This window comes from Siphonobacter sp. SORGH_AS_1065 (genome assembly GCF_030818595.1).
Classification (GTDB): domain Bacteria; phylum Bacteroidota; class Bacteroidia; order Cytophagales; family Spirosomataceae; genus Siphonobacter.
Window position 1 is genome coordinate 4,375,642 of the sequence record NZ_JAUTAM010000004.1, and the last position, 18,567, is coordinate 4,394,208.

Below are 18,567 nucleotides of genomic sequence, written 5' to 3' on the forward strand. Positions count from 1 at the left end.
AAAAGCCTGATCTAGCTAGATCAGGCTTTTTTAATGCTTAGGCATTCATTACTCCTCCCATTCACCTAAACCTTCCCGGATGATTTCAATGTCGTCAGAAGTAGCATCCAGGATGGTAGAAGGAATAAGTCCTCCCGGTCCTCCATCGATAATGAGGTCAACCTTATGCTGAAACTGGTGGAAGATTTCTTCGGGGTCAGTAGGATACTCCATGAAATCATCCTCCAGTTTAATCGAAGTAGTAATGATCGGGTTACCCAACTGACTAACAATCTCCCGGGTAATGGCATGATCCGGTACCCGAATGCCAATGGTTTTCTTGCGGGGATTCAGGGATCTTGGAAGTTTGTTACTGGCCGGCAGGACAAAGGTATAAGGCCCTGGAAGTATCTTCTTCATTGTTTTGAAAGCAAGATCCGATACTTTGGCATAGTCCGTAATATGGCTCAGGTCATTACAGATAATCGAAAAATCGCTTTTTTCGGGCTTAATACCCTTCACCTGAGCGATCCGCTCAACGGTTCGGGCATTGTGGATATCCCCACCCATTCCATAGACCGTATCGGTGGGATAAATTACAATTCCGCCCTGTCTCAATACCTCTAACACCCGAGCAATCTTTCGGGGTTCGGGGTTTAGGGGATGTATACTTATTAATTCAGCTGGCATGGCTTTACAATTCTATTATCGCCGGATTTTCTGATATCCGCGATAGATTTGATAAAAAGGAACTCTTAGTTGACAGGCCCAGAGAATGGTCCGATAAGACGCACTAAGTGGTTTCAGAGATTCGTGCAAGGTCGCATATTTCCTAACAAGCGAGTAATGTTCGAGATAAAAACATTGCTTTATTCCCTGTTTTAATCGCCATAGTAACGCTGTTTCTTCCTCGGGGGTTCTAATCATAGCAGCCGCTTTCTTGCACACCATAAAGGTAGACTCCAATTGCTTGGCCCTTCGGGTCTGCTGATTACGCGATTGCGATCCTGCTACCTGACGATAATTCACCCAATACTCATCTTTGAAAGCATATTTCCAATGACGAGATGCCCTAACCAAAAAATCAAAATCCTCATATAATAACGATTCGTCATAGCCGTTTAGAGCATCATACACGACTTTTCTCGTCATAGTCGTAACCGTTAAAATGGGTGTGCCAGCTAAAACGGCAGCAAAAACATCGCCCTGAGGAACGGACTGGATCAACTGCCCCCCTTCATCTCTTTTATACCAGGTTCCTATTTTATTACCGGCTTCATTAACCAGGATGGCCTCGCCAAAAATGGCTCCGTATTCCTCAGAAAGCGTTTCAAAATAGCTTACCTGTTGCCTAATCGTTTCTGGTAATAAATAATCATCTGCTGCCAAATCAACAATATATTTTCCTTTGGCGAGCTGTAGCCCTTTATTAAAGCTCTTACAAATACCCAGGTTTTGCCTGTTCGTAATTAATTGATCCTGAGTTCGTAATAGGTTCTGAATAATAGGAACGCTGGTATCGATGCTGCAATCATCAACAATAATACATTCAATAGCAGGGTAAGACTGATTAAAAACGGACGTTAAACACTCCGCAACAAAACGTCCGTGGTTATAACAAAGGCAAATGATAGATACTAAAGGGTAATGAATCATCGTCTCTTATAAATCCTTTATTTCTTCCTCTTTCTTCTGCGTTGCATCATCCAGACTCTGGTTGATTTCAAAACCGAGAATCAGGCCCAAGGCAACTAGATATAGCCAGATCATCAGGGCTATCAAAGTACCCACAGCACCGTATAGCCGGTTATAGCTGGCAAAGTTGGAAATATAATAAGAAAAACCCTGTGTAATAAGAATGATCAGTACTGAAGCAATAATCGAACCCGTATTAAAGAACCGCCAACGACGATGCAAAGCTGGAGCAATGTAATAAATAACGGAGACCGCAACGAATAGTAGAATGAAAACGGTCAGGTAACTCAGCCCTTCGGCATACATGTAGGTAGAATCTACATTGATGATTCGCTTCTCTACCAGCTCATCTACCACCAGTCGGCCAATAATCAGTACGCCAATCGCAACCAGTAATACTAGTACCAAAAGAAACGTGAGTAAGATAGAAACGAGACGTGTTTTGATAAAGCCCCGCTCATCGTGCGTGCGTTGGGTGATGTTGAATGAACGCATGAGAGCAATCATTCCATTCGTTGCCGAGAATAAGGCGAAAATAAAACCGAATGACAATACCCCACTTCTTCTCCGGCTTACGATGTCCCGAATGGTAGGCTCTACTTCCCGGTAGATTCCCCGAGGCATGGCATCCGAAAGAATAGTCATAATCTGGTCATCCAGATTAGCAATGGGAATGTAGGGAATCAGGGTAAAAAGGAAAATGATAGCCGGAAAAATAGCCAGAGTAAAGCTATAGGCTACGGCAGTGGCCCGCTGATCAATATCAAATTGCAGGACGTTTGCCAGTAAGACCTGTAATAAGTGATACAGTGAAAAGTTTCTTTTACGAACTCTTACACCTCGAAGCCAGGTTTTTATTCGCCTCTGAAAAGTTCGGGATCTTGAGTAAGTTTTAGCCATCAGTTACCTTTATGCATCAAAACTTAAAGCCCTCATTCTGATAAAGAAGGCTGTAGTCTTACCAATAATTCAGCTGGTGCCAGTACGGGACGATTGGTTTGCATGTTTACAAAAACAAGAGTAACTTCTCCAGTATTCAAAAGCACTCCTTCCTGATTCATTAATTCGAAATAAAAAACGATACGAGCGGCTGGACGCTGCTTGATACTCGTTCGAATGGTAATTACCTCATCGTAACGGGCGGGTTTCAGATAACGGGTTTTCATTTCATAAACCGGCATCATAATCCCTGATTCCTCCAGCTTTTTATAAGGGAAACCCAGGCTTCTGAGGGCTTCTACCCTACCAATTTCGTACAAACGGGCGTAATTACCATAATACATGTACCCCATCTGGTCGGTATCGGCATAACAAACCCGGTAGGTATGTTCGTGTTGAAAAAAACGCATACTTCATTAGCAAAAAGAGCACCATTCCTTTTACCGGATCTGATGCTCTATCGTCTTTTATTTTTTAATTCCTAACTGATTTAATGCTTCCTGATAATCTTTAGCATTCTTTAAATGCTCCTGATACGTTACCGCAAAAATGTGATAGCCATTCAGTTTCGGACTTGCACAGAAGTACATGTAATCGTGCTTTTCGCGGTTCAGAACGGCATCAATGGACGATGGCTCTGGAATGTTAATAGGTCCCGGAGGCAGGCCCTTGTTAATGTATGTGTTATAGGGTGACTGGTACAGTAACTGATTGTGCAACAATCGTTTAATGCCAAAATCACCAATCGCAAAAATTACGGTTGGATCAGCTCTGAGGGGTTCATTCGCCGCCAGGTGATTCAGATAAACTCCCGCTACCCGTGGTTTTTCATCTTTCTTTTTCGTTTCAGCCTCTACAATACTAGCCAGCGTTATGACTTCATCCTGGGTTAGATTTAGGGCCTTTGCTTTTGCCTTCCGTTCGGCTGTCCAGAATTTATCGTATTCTGATTTCATACGTCCCAGTAATTTCTGGGGCGTGGTATTCCAGTATACTTCGTAGGTATTAGGTAAAAACATCCCTACGATTGTTTCGGGGGTAAAGCCGTAGAACTTGGCAACCTCTGGATCGTTTAACATTCGTTTAAACTCAGTTGAATCAAATTCAAACTTTCCGGCTACTTTTTCTACCAGCTCCTGCTTCAACCGTACGTTATTGAAAGTCAGTTTAACCGCAGTCTGATTACCCGAACGGAGGGCTTTTATTACCTCATAGTTTCCGGCGTTAGGTTTGATTTTGTAACGGCCGGGCTTCACGTGCTCAGGATACTTCAGAAGCTTGGAAAGAAATCTGAAGTACATCACATCATGCACCATTTTATTCGCTTCCAGCGAATCTACAACGGTTTCAAAATTGGCTGATTTGGTGGGAATTAACAGGTAAAAATCCCGCTTCCCTTTCACATTTAAATTAGACGTATAAAAAATCTGCCAGAAATAAAACGTAACAATAGGAATCAGAATAGAAACCAGAATAATAGCGTATTTTATATATTTATTCTGAATCATGGGGTTTGTTCAATAACGTGTTGTGGTTGATGATAACGAAAAAACAGATTTATTCGTTTGGAAACTTAACGTGAAAACGTTCGCCCAGCGTTTTTAAATCAGCAATTACCGGAGCTAATACCGGAATTCCTTCTTCTTTCCGCTTAGCTTCCATCCATCGTTCTGGATCTCCCGGAATTAATACCTGCTCTCCCTTGAATCCTTCGGCACTGCGGAAGCGGCGGATCCATTGATCCATGTGTTTTTTAAATTCATCGGCGGGCCGAAAAGCATCTACCCGCATGGCTCCCAGAAAATGCCCGGTGCCAATGCCTACGCCTTCGTCGGCAGACATAAACCCTGCCGTTGCAAAGGGCGGAACCCAGGGGCCATAATTTGCTCCCGACAATACTCCCGAAAACAAATCGACCATTGCTCCCAGTCCATATCCTTTATGACTGCCATGCTCGCGATCTCCCCCCAAAGGGAGCAGAGCTCCGCCTTTTCGAACGGCGTTGGCATCGGTAGTGGGGTTACCCTCCGCATCCTGAACCCACCCCGTGGGTGTTTCCAGATTTTTGCGTTGCAGAATTTCGAGTTTGCCATAAGCTGCCGTTGTGGTAGCCATGTCGAGTACAAAGGGTGGCTCTTCCTGAGCGGGCATAGCTACGCAAATCGGGTTTGTGCCCAATAATCTTTCTTTGGAAAAAGTCGGCGTAACCAAAGGCCCCGCGTGTGTCATGGACCAGCCAATCATGTCATTTTTCAGGGCAAGCGAAGCGTGATATCCGGCAATTCCAAAGTGGTTGGAGTTTCGAACCGCTACCCAGCCCGTACCAACTTTGTCGGCCTTTTCCATCGCTATTTCCATGGCTTTGGGGGCTACCACCAATCCTAACCCGGCATCTCCGTCGATTACCGCCGTGGAGGGCGTTTCGTGGACCATACGGATCGTAGGGTTGGGATTCAGGCGGCCCAGATCCATTAATCGGACATAACCGGACAAACGGGCAACGCCATGGGAATCAATTCCGCGTAAATCGGCTGATACCAATACGTCGGCAGCCAGCGTAGCGTCGTTCTCAGGACAACCCATGGCAAGGAAGATATCCCGAACAAACGTATAAAGATCCTGATGTACAATCATTAGTAAGTAACTCTTTCGAATAGTAGATTCACCGAAAACTCAATCTTCTATTTCAACGTTCTTTCCGAACTGCAAAACTAACAGAAGGTGGGAGAAGTAGACTTTTTTTGAATAGAATCCGTACTTACGGCCCTATTTTAGCCGCTGTACCAGTGCTTTTACCAGCGTAGCTGAGTTGCGAGCCGCAATTGGTCCGAATTTATGCATATCTACCGAAGCGGAATGATTGGCATTATCTGACAAACTTCGAATGATTAAAAAAGGCACTTTTTGCTGGTAACAAATCTGGCTAACGGCTGCCCCTTCCATTTCAATGGCATCGGCTTTCATGGTTCGGCGAATGTTCAGACTGGCTGAATCAGAAGCCATAAACACATCTCCGGTTACGACAATCCCTGTGTGGATGAGCGGCTTGTAATCGCCAATCGACTCCAGTTTTACCTTCGGAACCACGAGGCCCGTCACGAGTAATAAAGCCGAATCTGACTGAAAATAAACTGGATTTTCTTTGAAGTTATAGGGGTTCCGCGTTGGTCGCTGTTGCATTCCTTCATTCAGATAACGTCCATAATCGTGGTGAGCCACCTGAGTCGCAATGACAATATCTCCGGGATGATAATCGGGATTCAACCCTCCCGCAATTCCGGTAAACAATACCTGTTGAGGTCTGAAATGTTCCAACAATAAAGTAGTAGTCAGAGCGGCATTAACCTTACCAATTCCTCCCTGCACCAACACCACTTTCTTGCCTTCCAATTGTCCTGTATAGAAAGTTAGTCCTTCAATTTTTTTCTCTTTACGACCTTTGATCTCTTTTTTCAAAACCTCCACCTCATCTGCGAATGCTCCCATAATGGCGGTGTAATTGCTGGTTTTCCTGGGAAAGCCACTCGTTTGATCGGGCGTGGTGGAATAGGTCAATTGTGCTCTCAGTCCTGAGGTCAGGCCTAAAAGAATCCATAGAATTCCAAAAATCTTTTTCATTTTTATTACTTATTCATTCAGTAAAGCGGCCAGACACAAGCCAATAATCAGCCAGAAGGCCAAAGGTAACTGCCGAAACTTACCAGAAGCTAGTTTCAGGGCTCCATAACTTAGAAAGCCCCAAATGATTCCCTGAGTAATGCTATAGCTGAAAGGGATTAAGACCATAGCCAGAAAAGCAGGGACGGCTTCTTCCCATTCGTCCCAAGGAATGCGTATTACGGTTTTCATCATAAATACGCCTACCACGACCAGAGCTGGTGCCGTTGCAAAGGAGGGCACCATGCTTAAGAGAGGTGAGAGAAAAAGGCAGGGTAAAAAGCAAAAGGCAGCCGTAACGGCGGTAAGCCCTGTTCGTCCCCCCGCTTCAATGCCTACAGCCGATTCAATGTAAGCCGTTCCCGGACTACTCCCAACTAATCCCGCCAGGGTCGTCGCCACGGCATCGGTTAACAGCGATTCTTTGATGGCTAAAGGCTCCCCTTCTTCATCGAGTCGGCCCGTGGCTTCGGCTAATCCGATGAATGTACTGAGGCTATCAAAAAGATCCGTAAAAACGAAGGCAAAAATGACCGGAGCCATCGCCCACGTTAAAGAGCCCCAAATATCCAGCTGAAAGATCAGACTAAAATCCGGGGCAGCGAAAACACCTTTCCAGTTAATCAGTCGCTCACTTTCGTATAATCTGCCGGGAATTAATGCAATGAATGTCGTAAGAACGATCCCCCATAAAATGCCGCCGTTTACTTTTTTCTGAATGAAGACCAGGGTACTTAACAGACCAATAATGAAAATGATTACCGCCGGGTTTAACGTACCTATGCTGATAATGGTAGCCGGGTTTGCTACGACAAATTTGGCATTGATTAGTCCGATGAGGGTAATGAACAGCCCGATACCGGCGGCTATGCCATAACGCAAAGATTTGGGAATGGCCTTAATTAACACCACCCGAACGTTAAAAATAGAGATGATTAAAAAGAAAATCCCCGCCCAGAAAACGGCTCCCAGGGCCGTTGTATAGGGTACATTCATTCCCTGCACGACGGTATATGTGAAGAAGGCATTAAGCCCCATGCCCGGTGCAACCACGTAAGGACTTTTGGCATACAGTCCCATCATCAGACTACAGAAAAAACATACCAGAACGGTAGCGGTTAACACGCCGGAAAAGGGCATTCCGGAAAGAGATAATACCGAAGGATTCACTACAATGATATAGGCGGTAGCCAGAAAGCTCGTGATACCGGCTAGTATTTCGGTATAAAAAGAATTAGGGACATGGCCCTTTTGAATAGGCTTCATGTCCCTAATTTGCGTAGAAAAAGTTCGATTATGAACCTACTACTAAAGATATTTCCGCAAACGGCTTAATGATTCGGGCGTTACACCCAGATAAGAAGCCAAATGATACTGAGGAACCCGCTGAATTAACGAGGGGTGATCCTGCAATAAACGTAAATAACGATCAGCAGCATTGTCAGCAATTTGAGAATCAATACGGCCTTCCATGTCCTGAACGGTACGTTCCAGCATCATCATTGAAAAACGCTGATAGGCTTGCGATTCTTCAAAAAGGGTTGCCCGATCTTCACTCGTCATCACCAGTAAAGTAGAATCTTCCAGAGCCTGAACCGAATAAGGGCTGAGACGGTGGGTAGAATAACCGGTTACACTCGTCACAAAAGAATTTTCGTCTCGAAGGAATAGAGTTACTTCTTTTCCTTTGTCGGTGCGGTACACTCGCATTACTCCTTCAATCACAAAGGCAACCTCATCAATGTGGTCTCCCTGATGAATAAAAAAATCACCTTTTTTGAAGGGTCGAGTTTGGTACGCAGAGTTGATGGCATCTACATCTTCTTGAGACAGCTCCACATATCTGCGGATGTAGGACAAGAGTGGCTGTGTAACGTTTTCTGAAAGCATACGTTTTTCAAGGAAATTATGAAATGGCGGTTTTACTGTCAGCTAAAATAGCACATTTTTATGGTACTTACCATAACGCAAGCCAACAATTCGATATTTTTTTAAGTTACCTGCGTTTTTTAAGTCAAAATACTCATAAATATAAATACATAAAATTAGTATCTTAAATTCCATCAATTAACTAATCCATAGCCTTCTATGAGCGTTAAATCATAATTTACCGGATAAATACTACTATCCTACCCAATAAATTCTATTCAAATAAAAAAATCTATTCATTAGATTTCGAATTAACATTTATATACGTGGTTAAGAATTTATATACGAAAATACTCAATCACATGGATTTTACTGGATGATTTTATAGAAAGAAAGTGCTTCAAACGATTTGCCTTATAAACGCTCAATTGTCATATTCTTATATACTTTCACACTACTTATTGTCCCTCAGAAACAATTAAAGTCTTTTGTTTCTACTAGTGGATACGTTAACTAATGAGTCTTATACTATCGTTTTTAATTTACTTTCTTAAATAACCTAATGTATAAACGTCGACACTGCTCTTGATCGGTTAGGACCTTCCATCATCTTGTCTCTAAAAAAGACGAGACCCGATATTAATGATCGGGTCTCGTCTTCAAATTAGGAAATTTCGATAATTTTGGAGAGGTCATCCCAAAACCGAGGATAAGATTTGGCGACCACTGACGCATCATCTATAATCAGGTCTGTTCGCATGGCGATGGGAGCAAAAGCCATAGCCATCCGGTGGTCTTCATACGTATGAATAATCGTTTCGGGCTTATTCCAATCGGTACTTTCCCCTACCTGAATCTGATATTTTTCATTTGGCGTTACTTCCACCAGATCGGCTCCGAATTTTTGAAGCTCCAGCTGAATTGCTAACACCCGATCCGTTTCTTTTACTTTCAGACTTTCAATGCCGGTAAAAATCGCAGGCACTCCTTTCATGGCCGCTACCACCGAAACCGTTTGAGCCAGATCAGGACAATGCGTAAAATCCCACTCCAGATGACCACTTGCTGGAATTTGTGTCAGTTTAAACCCACGACCAGTGAAGGTGCTTTCTACCCCCAGTTGACGCATAATGTCAACAATGGCCGAGTCTCCCTGAAGTGAATTTTCTTTTAAGCCCAATAGCTCTACTTCTGAGCCTTCGGGTCCTAACGCTACCAGACTATACCAGTAACTTGCTCCCGACCAATCGGATTCAATGGCATAATCGCAAGTTGCGTAAGGTTTTGCTTCTACACGAATGGTGCGGTTTTCCCAGTCTGCCGTTACCTCTGCTCCAAACTGACGCATTTGCTGGATGGTCATTTCAATGTAAGGTATCGAACCCAGGTTACCCGTCAAATGAATGGTTAACCCTTCAGGTAAGGTGGGAGCAATCATCAGTATCGCTGAGATAAACTGGCTGCTCACGTCGCCCCGCATGGTTAAATCCTTCTTGCCGGAAAATTTGAATCCGTTCAGCTCCAGCGGTGGGTAGCCTTCATTTTTCTGATACGTAATATCAGCTCCCAATTCCCGCAGGGCATCTACCAGAATTCCAATCGGGCGTTCCTGCATCCGGGCAGTCCCCGTCATGATCTTTTTCTTGCCTAGCACGGCGTAATAAGCCGTTAGGAAACGCATGGTCGTTCCCGCATCGAGTACGTCGGCTACTGGTCCATCCAGGATCAGTAAGCGTTGCATGGTTTGTGTATCACGAGCTTCGGAAAGGTTCGTGAGCAAGCCCTTACCACCCGCTAACGCGTTCAGGATTTGAGCACGATTCGATTCGGATTTGGAAGCAGGTAATAAAATGTCAACCTGAAAAGGTTTGGTAACTTTATGGAGGAGGAGCTTTTTCAAGACAGTACAGAAGAATAATATGCACGCAATAACAACCAGCCGCAAAATTATTCTTTTTCCGGGGTTTTACTTTATAACCGTTTTGAGTTTTGGCCGAAATTTAAATTTATTGACGTACCAAAGACCCCCATTAATCCCGGTCTACATCGTTTTTAGAATTCTTAAGCGATTGCGATTACCGATTTTCAAGGCCTTATGAGTGGATTTAAAACACAAAGCTCCCAAACCGAACAAACCGCCCGAAACGATGGCGGTAGAGGTTTTCAACTGCAAAGGAGCTCCCTTGAACTCCTGATTCCAGACAGGACTGAAGAAATCCATGACAAAATAAAGAGCTCCGGCGATGGGTAATAGATAACCCGCCTGAACCGCCAGCCCGCTTCCATTCATGAAATAAACTTTACGAATCTGATCGAGCCGGTACTCTACGAATTCATTCTGATTGGTAATTTCACTAAAATCAGCGAAGACGACGGTAGAGTCGGTAACGGCAAAAATATTATCACGGATTTTTCCACTCTGCCCTTTGGCTTTGAAGACAATCTCGTCGCCCACGAAAAAACGCTTTCTCCCACCGGGATAATCAACGGCAATGTATTTCACCGATTGATGGGCCGTTAAAGCCCGACCCATACTTGGGTTCGCTTTCCGTAATAATTCTTCCGTAGAAGGACTCTGAGCCCATAAAGCCGTAGCAGAAAAGGTGGTCAGAAGGAGTATAATCCATTTCATAGCTTTCAGTAACAAAAGTAACAGGCAACCCAAAAAACGTCTGGTTTCGAGGAAAAGTATGCTTTCAGCCAGAGGGTTTGGGCTTTTCCTGAACAAAATCATTCCTACGATTGACACCAAATTTGTCGTAAAGATTAATGCAAAGTAACGCCACCCGAGACAATAAACTTCATTACTTCCGTAGCACTTACATTCACAGGCTTTACATTTTCTTTCGGAACAATAAACAAATGGCCGGAAAACGCATACGACTGGGGAAAATATACCGCGACCGAACCGGGCAATTCCCAATCTGTTAAATCTGTCTGGGTTAGAAAACCAATCCGGTATAACTCCGAATGGGCATCCATCTTTACCAACACGGGCTGATTGAATTTCTTCTTATCGCCTACAAAGGCTGAGGTTAGATCTTTCAGGGAAGAATAAATAATCCGAACCAGAGGAAGACGATCAATGATTTCCTCAAAAACATTGAAAATAGGTATAAGGATAAAGGTAGATCCCAGAAAACCAACGAGAAAGACAATAGCCAGAACGATTACCATTCCCACTCCCCAAAGCCGAATCTGCTCTTTACCCGTACCAATGCCCACTGGAATTAATCCATCCAGATACAGAAAAGCCTGATACAGGATGTAGCCCGTAAAAAACAGGGGAGCAATGAGTAAAAGGCCTCGAATGAAGTAGTTAATAAATCGATTCAGTATTCGCTTTTTCATGGGGGTAATGGAATGAAGGGGAATCTATTCTACAATCGGGATTCCTGAAGCAAAGTTCATTTCCTATGCTTATTTAGCATACTTACGCAAAAAGGTCGTAAGCGTTCCCACTTACGACCCCTATACTGTTTATTTCGTTGCCTGTGTTAGCTTAAATATCTAAAATCCTGACCGCTTTCGAGCTTTAACAGGGTTTCATACATCAGAGTAATCACGGCCTGAACGTCCTGCTTACTCACGGTTTCAACCGTAGTGTGCATGTACTTCAGCGGAAGGGAAATTAAAGCAGAAGCAGTTCCTTCGGCCGCATAAGCAAACGAGTCCGTATCCGTGCCCGTCGAGCGGCTTACCGCCTGACGCTGGAAGGCAATCTCTTTTTCTTCGGCTACACCAATGAGAAAATCCAGCAGGTTATTTTGCACCGCTGGCCCATAGCATAACACCGGACCGCCACCGCAGCGTAAATCGCCCTGCTCTTTTTTATCGTATCGCGGCGAAGTAGTATCGTGCGTTACATCCGTACAGATAGCCACATCAGCTTTCAGACGGCGGGCAATCATTTCAGCTCCACGTAAGCCAATTTCTTCCTGAACGGCATTGACTACGTACAAGGTATAGGGCAATGTCATCTGATTTTCTTTTAGCAAACGAGCTACTTCTGCAATCATAAAACCGCCCACGCGGTTATCCAGAGCACGACCAACAAAATAGCGATCATTTAATTCGGTTAACTCGTCTTCGAAGGTGATGACGCAACCCACATGAACGCCTTTTTCTTCCAATTCCTTTTTCGTAGCCCCACAATCAATCGTCAGGTCGGTTACTTTCGGGGCCGTGTCTTTTGCCAGGTCACGTACGTGAATGGCAGGCCAGCCAAAAATGCCTTTAACGATTCCTTTTTTCGTGTGAATATTCACCCGCTTGGAAGGAGCAATGACCGCATCAGAACCGCCGTTACGGCGAACGTAGATGTAACCGTCGTCTGAGATGTAATTCACAAACCAGGAAATCTCATCGGAGTGAGCTTCGATTACTACTTTGTAAGGCTGGCCTGGGTTGATTACCCCCACCACTGTACCGTAGGTATCAACGATGTATTCGTCAATGTAAGGTTTGATGTAATCCAGCCAGATGCGTTGTCCTGAGGCTTCGAAACCCGTTGGCGATGGGTTATTAAGGTATTGATAGAGAAAGGTTTTACTACTTTCAGTCATAATGATAATTGAAAAATGAAACGTTCATCCTAACTGTTTTTCAACAGTCTGCTATTCATTAACTCCGCTGCCCTTTACTTAATTCATCCTGCCATTCTTTTAATTCCACCCAGCGGCCTTCCGCAGCCAGTTGAGCCTGCTCCGGCCAGGTAGAAGGGTCCCGGTTTTCGAAACGGGGTCCTTCGGCTTTTAATAACCCTCTGATGTGGTCAACGGAGGTACTGGCCAGACTTTTAAAGCTAATAATTCCGTTGACATTCAGGATTTGTTCAATTTTAGGACCAATCCCCTCAATAACCTTCAGATCATCGGGTTCATCCAGAATAACCGGAGCTGCGATGGCGGAAGTAAGTCCTGGAATACCTTCAAAAGTAGCAATATCCAGAGGTATCTCGATGGTCGGTTCTTTGATTACTTCGGGTTCAGAAGGAATGACAGGGTCAGGTTGCGGCACCGCAAAAGGCTCTGGCATGAACGGCTTGGTCGTCTTGTCCTGTCTGAATGGTTTCGGTTTGCCCTGACGACACATTTCCAGCTCCACCTGTTTGGTAGCGATTTCCATTTGAATCGTATCAATCTGATGATTCATGGAACGGCGGCCTAAGATCCAGCCAATACCCGCCACCAAAGTCATGATGGCGACGGCTTCCAGCACAGCAATGGGTATGTTTTGACTTAACGATTGTATTAATACCATGATTTTCTAAGCTTGAATAGCATTCTTCAATGCAAGTCTTACGTCCTTATTACCCCTTCTGGGTTATCTCCTGCTGTAACGCTTTTAGCTGTTCCCATTTTCCTTCCTGAGCCAGTTTCGCCTGTTTAGCCCAGCTACTGGACTCCTGAACCTGGAAACGGGAACCGCCAGAAGCCCGCAAAATGGACATCACGTGGGAAGGTTCCGCCGCTGCTAGCTGAGCAAAAGTTTTGATACCCGCCTCATGCAATAGCTTCTCTACTTTGGGACCAATGCCTTCAATCTTTTTCAGGTCGTCTTCCTCATTCGGAATTACAGTAGTCGCCATCGGCTGAGCTGCCTCTTCAGCGGGCGGAGCTACGATGGGCTCGGCAATAGGGGTAGCCGGATGAATGGCTTTCGGCTGCGGCGGCACGTACAAACCCTGCTCGCACTGATTCAGATGAAACTCCAGATTACTTAAACTTGCCTTTAGCTTATTGAGGGTCGTCTTCCCGTTCAGATAGCCAATGATATACCCCAGAATGCCGGCTCCTCCCAGAAAAATCAGGTGTTGTAACCAGGCACTTTCCAGATGCATGGGATTAAAATGTTCGTACATATCAATACTTGTTTCCGAAAAATTCTGTTACATCTTCTGTTCGTCGATCACCATCGTTACCCGACGATTAGCCTTTCGGCCCGCAGGTAACGTATTGTCTGCCAGCGGCTGCGTCTCTCCTTTTCCAATCGTAATAATCTGATCAGGCTTTATTCCCTTTCTGACAAACTGTCGCTTTACTGCCTCTGCCCGACTTTTAGATAGTCTCAAATTCGAGTCATCTGGCCCTTCACTGTCCGTATGCCCGGTTAATATCAGGCGTTTATTAGGGTTCTGTTTCAGGTATTTCTTTACTTCATTAAAAAACGTCTCGTTATCTTTCGTTCGAATGAATTGATTACTGCTCAGCGGGAAATATAACTCCATGGGCCGGAAAATGCTTTCATACGTAGCCGCAGCGGCTAGTTCCTCTTCCGTTTGTCCTTTGGGGACTTCGAAGGAAGTAGCAGTGGAGGCTGGCTGGGTCGTTTCCGTTAGCTTTTCTTCCGTCAGCGTTTCTGCCACTTCGGCTGTTCCCGAAAAGACAAAGCCTGCTCCATAGGATGAGTCCGCCGGACTGAAGGCTAAGGCCCGTTGTTCGGCTTCGGTCAATACCTGTTTATCAGGAACTCCTAACTTCAAAAAGTATTGCTTAATCGCATCAGCCCGGGCTAATCCTAAGGATTGGAAGGCCGTATTATTCTCCTCGTCACTGGCATAATACCCAACCAATTTCACTGTTTTCCTGGGATTAGCTTTCAGATAAACCGCCAGCGATTGTAACTGAGGCTGGACCGCCTCCGTAGAAACCCCACCTCTTGAACGAGCAAAACCCAGATTGTGTATGGAAGTTACATGAAAAGAATTAGCGTCTTGGATATCAAGGGCCGGTATATCAAATTCAGTAGAAGAAACCTCTTCGCTTACCACTACTGGTTCTGGATTTCCATCACACAATTGTTTAATCTGGCAAACGTGCCAATAAGCCCCTCCTGCAATCCAGCTGATTAGCACTAACCAAGTCAGCGTTTTGACGGTTGACATAACAAATCGTTAGATAAAATGAAAAGTTCTGAGCGAACGAATGGAAGATTAGTTCGAAAACACTTAAGAATCCGTCGACATCTGCAAAGGTACTTCTGTTTGTTTACTAACGAAGCCATTTGTTAAATATGCCTATAATAATAACTCAGGCTTACCCGAAAAGGTTATAAAAAAAGAGCCTCACCTGTAGGCAAGGCTCTTTTCTACATTTGAACGTTTGGTTTCGTTTCGTAAGGTCTGAAAATGTTTTAATCACTAAAACCTCTTTAAACTTTTCTTAAACGAAATCAAACACTCAAACGCTAGTATTATCGATTCATTGAGAGTAAGAACTCTTCGTTTGAACGGGTTCCCCGCATTTTTTCCAGCAGGAATTCCATTGATTCTACGGAATTCATATCGGACATATATTTGCGTAAGATCCATACTCGTTTGAGCGTTTCGGGATCCATAAGCAGATCCTCGCGACGAGTACCGGAAGCAGGAACATCGATAGCTGGGAAAATCCGACGATTCGAGAGTTTCCGATCCAGCTGAAGTTCCATGTTACCTGTACCTTTGAATTCCTCAAAGATCACCTCATCCATCCGGCTTCCCGTTTCAATCAGAGCGGTAGCAATAATGGTTAATGAACCTCCGTTCTCCACATTACGAGCTGCACCGAAGAAGCGTTTGGGTTTATGAAGAGCATTGGCGTCTACCCCACCCGACAGGATTTTACCCGAAGATGGAACGACCGTATTATACGCACGAGCCAGACGAGTAATAGAATCCAGCAGAATAACGACATCGTGACCGCATTCTACCATACGTTTGGCTTTTTCCAATACCATGCTCGATACTTTCACGTGGCGATCGGCCTGCTCATCAAACGTAGAGGAAATAACCTCCGCCTTTACACTTCGCTGCATATCCGTTACCTCTTCCGGGCGTTCGTCAATCAGCAGGATCAACAGGAACACTTCGGGGTGGTTACGGGCAATGGCGTTGGCAATTTCTTTCAGTAATACCGTTTTACCCGTTTTAGGCTGAGCTACGATCATCCCCCGCTGACCTTTCCCAATGGGAGCAAATAGATCAAGGATACGGGTAGAGTTTTCGCGACCCGAGGTAAACAGATTTAATTTTTCCGTTGGAAATAAGGGAGTTAAGTATTCAAAAGGAATACGGTCCCGAATCTCTTCGGTGGTTTTTCCGTTAACGGATTCCACTCGTAACAGGGCAAAATACTTCTCCCCTTCTTTGGGAGGGCGAATCGCTCCCCGAACGGTGTCTCCCGTTTTCAGACCAAATAATTTAATCTGAGAAGGAGATACGTAAATATCATCGGGAGAAGCCAGGTAGTTATAATCAGCGGAACGCAAAAAGCCGTATCCTCCGTCTGACATAATTTCCAGAACTCCTTCGTTTTCAATTAATCCGTCGAACTCCCGAATGTGTTGGTTATAGTTACGCTTCACCTGCTGCTGCATTTGCTGCGAGCGAGGATTGGGCTGTAAAGGCTGTCCATTTTCATCGGTACGTCCTTCCCGGTCGCGAGGTTCACGGTTTTCCCGATTGTTCGGACGTGCACCAGTCTCAGGATTAGGAGCCTGAACGGCAGTCGTCTGAGGCTCAGGCATTACTTCCATAGTGGCCTGATACGCCTCGTCTAAAGAAAAATCATTCGCTAATTCAGCCGGAATTTCCATTTCATCAATGGGCTCAAAAGCCGAATCTTGCTGATTTTTTTGTTCTTCCGCAGCTTCCAGAGTGGAAGTAGAAGCTTCTGGGATTTTCTCGTCTGAGTTACCGCGACGAATACGGGTACGTTTGTGTCGATTATCCTGATTTTCAGTTGAAACGGGTTCAACCGGAGCCGCAGGAGTTTCAACTACGGGTGATTCAGCAACGACGGGCTGGGCTACCGGAGCGGGAGTTACCTCCTGTTCTTCGGCCACTTTCCGCGTACGCCGAGCCCGGGGTTTATCGGAGGCTGCTGGCATATGAGTGGTACTGGCAGGCTTTTTCTGTTCGACCTGTCTTTCTAGAATTTTAGCAATGAGATCAGATTTGGACAATTGGGTGGGATTAGATATACTCAACTCCCTTGCGATTGCCCTCAATTCTGACAGCAGCCGCAAACTCAGCTCTTCTGATGTATACATGAAAATAACGTATCAATCGCGGCCGTGCCGGAATAGAAAATTAATATGGTGGGGTGAAATAGAAAAAATGCTTGAGTTGTTTTTGATTCATTCACAGAAGGGTAAAAGCTACTACAACGATTGGGGAAGGAGAGCGTACCAGCGTCTGGAGATGCGTCGCATTGGTGAATGAGTTGCAAAGGTAAAACGGACGAAAGCATTTTGTCAATATCTCAACCTAAACTTTTTTGTTACAGCGAGTTATCGCCAGAGTTATTGATAAAATCGTTTTTCAAATAAACGGTACTGATAGGATTGGCAAAGCGAACTTTATGGGTTAAAACGATTTGCATAATCTTGAAATTAATTTCTTCCTTGATTCGGTTAAACGTGCGAATGTCCCGGGTTTCTACAAAATAGATAATCAGTACGTCAAAGGACTGATCGCCGAAGGCATCAAAACGTATGACACCAGGTTTGTTTTTTGTAAATTCATGAACGTCAATTGCGTCCTGAATATCAGAAATCACCGCTCTTAACCGTTCGGAAGAGGTACTTAAATCCAGCCGGATCGTATACTTGGCCCGTCGGAATTCACGCTGAGTAAGGTTTTCTAATACCTGTGAGACAATCAGACGATTGGGTACGGTTACCAGACTGCCATCTACCGTACGTATACGCGTACTGCGGAAGCCTATTTTTTCTACATCGCCTGTCATCGTCCCGATCTGTACGGCGTCTCCTACTACGAATGAGCCGTCCATAAAAATGGTAAACGACGCAAGCAGGTTTTCCAGCGTTTCGCGGGCCGCCAAAGCAATAGCGATACCGCCAATTCCCAGTCCGGTGATTAACGTGGCAACGTCAATATTAAATACCTTGCCCGTTATAATCAGCCCCGCCACAATGACGATCAATGCAATGATGATGTCTGTTAGAAAAGGCACCAGCTGATCATCCATTTTCGTGTCCGTTCGTTCTGCCCGACGGGTAAAAACAATCGCCAGAAACTTCACAAAACGAATCAGAACCCACGTTAGGGCCAGAATGAGTAAACTTTTGTATCCTCTGAGAAAAATAAGGCGAAGGCCAAATTCCGTTGGATGAGCCAGCTCCCACTGGGTAGGGATATGAATGAGATCAAAGGCAAAAAAAGCAATGACCAGCAAAAAGACATATTCCAGAGGTCGCCCCAATAAAGTAACAAACTCCTGAACCGTTACTTCATTTTCCCGGGATACCCTTCGAACGATTCCGAAGGTGATCTGACTCAGCTTTTTGCCAATAAAACGGCGAAAGAGCGTTCCAGTAGCAAGGATAACAAAGAATCCTAAAAAATTGAGCCAGTCGTTTCCTGGAAGATACTTGTTTAAAAATTCCTGAAACTGTTCCAATCGTAATCTATGGGATTGCAAA

General features: G+C 44.7%; 18 protein-coding genes. All 18 read right to left on the bottom strand.

Translation table 11 applies throughout. From position 1 onward, the window contains the following. Positions 1 to 48: 48 nt before the first annotated feature. Positions 49 to 669 carry an L-threonylcarbamoyladenylate synthase gene (locus tag QE390_RS18910; protein ID WP_307143323.1) on the bottom strand — a complete coding sequence of 207 codons (621 nt, stop codon included), beginning with the start codon at positions 667 to 669 and terminating at the stop codon, positions 49 to 51. A 15-nt stretch (positions 670 to 684) separates the two neighbouring features. After that, positions 685 to 1,635: a glycosyltransferase gene (locus QE390_RS18915; RefSeq protein WP_307143324.1), complete on the bottom strand. Its 951-nt coding sequence runs from the start codon at positions 1,633 to 1,635 to the stop codon at positions 685 to 687. A 6-nt stretch (positions 1,636 to 1,641) separates the two neighbouring features. Further along, the gene (locus QE390_RS18920) at positions 1,642 to 2,574 is read right to left on the bottom strand and encodes a YihY/virulence factor BrkB family protein (protein ID WP_106637867.1); all 933 of its coding nucleotides are present in this window, start codon (positions 2,572 to 2,574) and stop codon (positions 1,642 to 1,644) included. Between the two features lie 32 nt (positions 2,575 to 2,606). Then, a complete protein-coding gene (locus QE390_RS18925; protein ID WP_106637866.1) occupies positions 2,607 to 3,023 on the bottom strand; it encodes a thioesterase family protein in 417 nt (138 codons plus the stop codon). A 57-nt stretch (positions 3,024 to 3,080) separates the two neighbouring features. Then, positions 3,081 to 4,121 carry an endolytic transglycosylase MltG gene (gene mltG / locus QE390_RS18930; protein ID WP_307143325.1) on the bottom strand — a complete coding sequence of 347 codons (1,041 nt, stop codon included), beginning with the start codon at positions 4,119 to 4,121 and terminating at the stop codon, positions 3,081 to 3,083. 49 nt (positions 4,122 to 4,170) lie between these two features. Continuing rightward, complete coding sequence (locus QE390_RS18935; RefSeq protein WP_307143326.1) at positions 4,171 to 5,247, bottom strand: Ldh family oxidoreductase; 1,077 nt, start codon at positions 5,245 to 5,247, stop codon at positions 4,171 to 4,173. Positions 5,248 to 5,379: 132 nt separating this feature from the next. Then, positions 5,380 to 6,231 carry a 5'-methylthioadenosine/adenosylhomocysteine nucleosidase gene (locus tag QE390_RS18940; RefSeq protein WP_106637863.1) on the bottom strand — a complete coding sequence of 284 codons (852 nt, stop codon included), beginning with the start codon at positions 6,229 to 6,231 and terminating at the stop codon, positions 5,380 to 5,382. A 9-nt stretch (positions 6,232 to 6,240) separates the two neighbouring features. Continuing rightward, complete coding sequence (locus tag QE390_RS18945) at positions 6,241 to 7,536, bottom strand: NCS2 family permease (RefSeq protein WP_106637862.1); 1,296 nt, start codon at positions 7,534 to 7,536, stop codon at positions 6,241 to 6,243. 42 nt (positions 7,537 to 7,578) lie between these two features. Further along, the gene (locus tag QE390_RS18950) at positions 7,579 to 8,160 is read right to left on the bottom strand and encodes a Crp/Fnr family transcriptional regulator (protein WP_106637861.1); all 582 of its coding nucleotides are present in this window, start codon (positions 8,158 to 8,160) and stop codon (positions 7,579 to 7,581) included. A 643-nt stretch (positions 8,161 to 8,803) separates the two neighbouring features. Then, entirely contained in the window at positions 8,804 to 10,039 is a 1,236-nt protein-coding gene (locus QE390_RS18955) for a 3-phosphoshikimate 1-carboxyvinyltransferase (RefSeq protein ID WP_307143327.1), read from the bottom strand. A gap of 141 nt (positions 10,040 to 10,180) precedes the next feature. Next, positions 10,181 to 10,771, bottom strand: a complete 591-nt coding sequence (locus QE390_RS18960) for a hypothetical protein (RefSeq protein WP_307143328.1) — start codon at positions 10,769 to 10,771, stop codon at positions 10,181 to 10,183. A 134-nt stretch (positions 10,772 to 10,905) separates the two neighbouring features. Continuing rightward, positions 10,906 to 11,490 carry a DUF502 domain-containing protein gene (locus QE390_RS18965; RefSeq protein WP_106637859.1) on the bottom strand — a complete coding sequence of 195 codons (585 nt, stop codon included), beginning with the start codon at positions 11,488 to 11,490 and terminating at the stop codon, positions 10,906 to 10,908. A 146-nt stretch (positions 11,491 to 11,636) separates the two neighbouring features. Next, on the bottom strand, positions 11,637 to 12,704 hold the full coding sequence (locus tag QE390_RS18970) for a M20/M25/M40 family metallo-hydrolase (RefSeq protein ID WP_307143329.1): 1,068 nt from the start codon (positions 12,702 to 12,704) through the stop codon (positions 11,637 to 11,639). Between the two features lie 58 nt (positions 12,705 to 12,762). Next, complete coding sequence (locus tag QE390_RS18975; RefSeq protein WP_307143330.1) at positions 12,763 to 13,401, bottom strand: hypothetical protein; 639 nt, start codon at positions 13,399 to 13,401, stop codon at positions 12,763 to 12,765. Between the two features lie 49 nt (positions 13,402 to 13,450). Beyond that, positions 13,451 to 14,002 carry a helix-hairpin-helix domain-containing protein gene (locus QE390_RS18980; protein WP_307143331.1) on the bottom strand — a complete coding sequence of 184 codons (552 nt, stop codon included), beginning with the start codon at positions 14,000 to 14,002 and terminating at the stop codon, positions 13,451 to 13,453. 27 nt (positions 14,003 to 14,029) lie between these two features. Then, positions 14,030 to 15,025, bottom strand: coding sequence for an OmpA family protein (locus tag QE390_RS18985; protein WP_307143332.1), 996 nt, complete (start codon positions 15,023 to 15,025; stop codon positions 14,030 to 14,032). A gap of 308 nt (positions 15,026 to 15,333) precedes the next feature. Further along, complete coding sequence (gene rho, locus QE390_RS18990; protein ID WP_307143333.1) at positions 15,334 to 17,172, bottom strand: transcription termination factor Rho; 1,839 nt, start codon at positions 17,170 to 17,172, stop codon at positions 15,334 to 15,336. A gap of 230 nt (positions 17,173 to 17,402) precedes the next feature. After that, positions 17,403 to 18,566: a mechanosensitive ion channel family protein gene (locus QE390_RS18995; protein ID WP_198555292.1), complete on the bottom strand. Its 1,164-nt coding sequence runs from the start codon at positions 18,564 to 18,566 to the stop codon at positions 17,403 to 17,405. Position 18,567 lies beyond the last annotated feature (1 nt).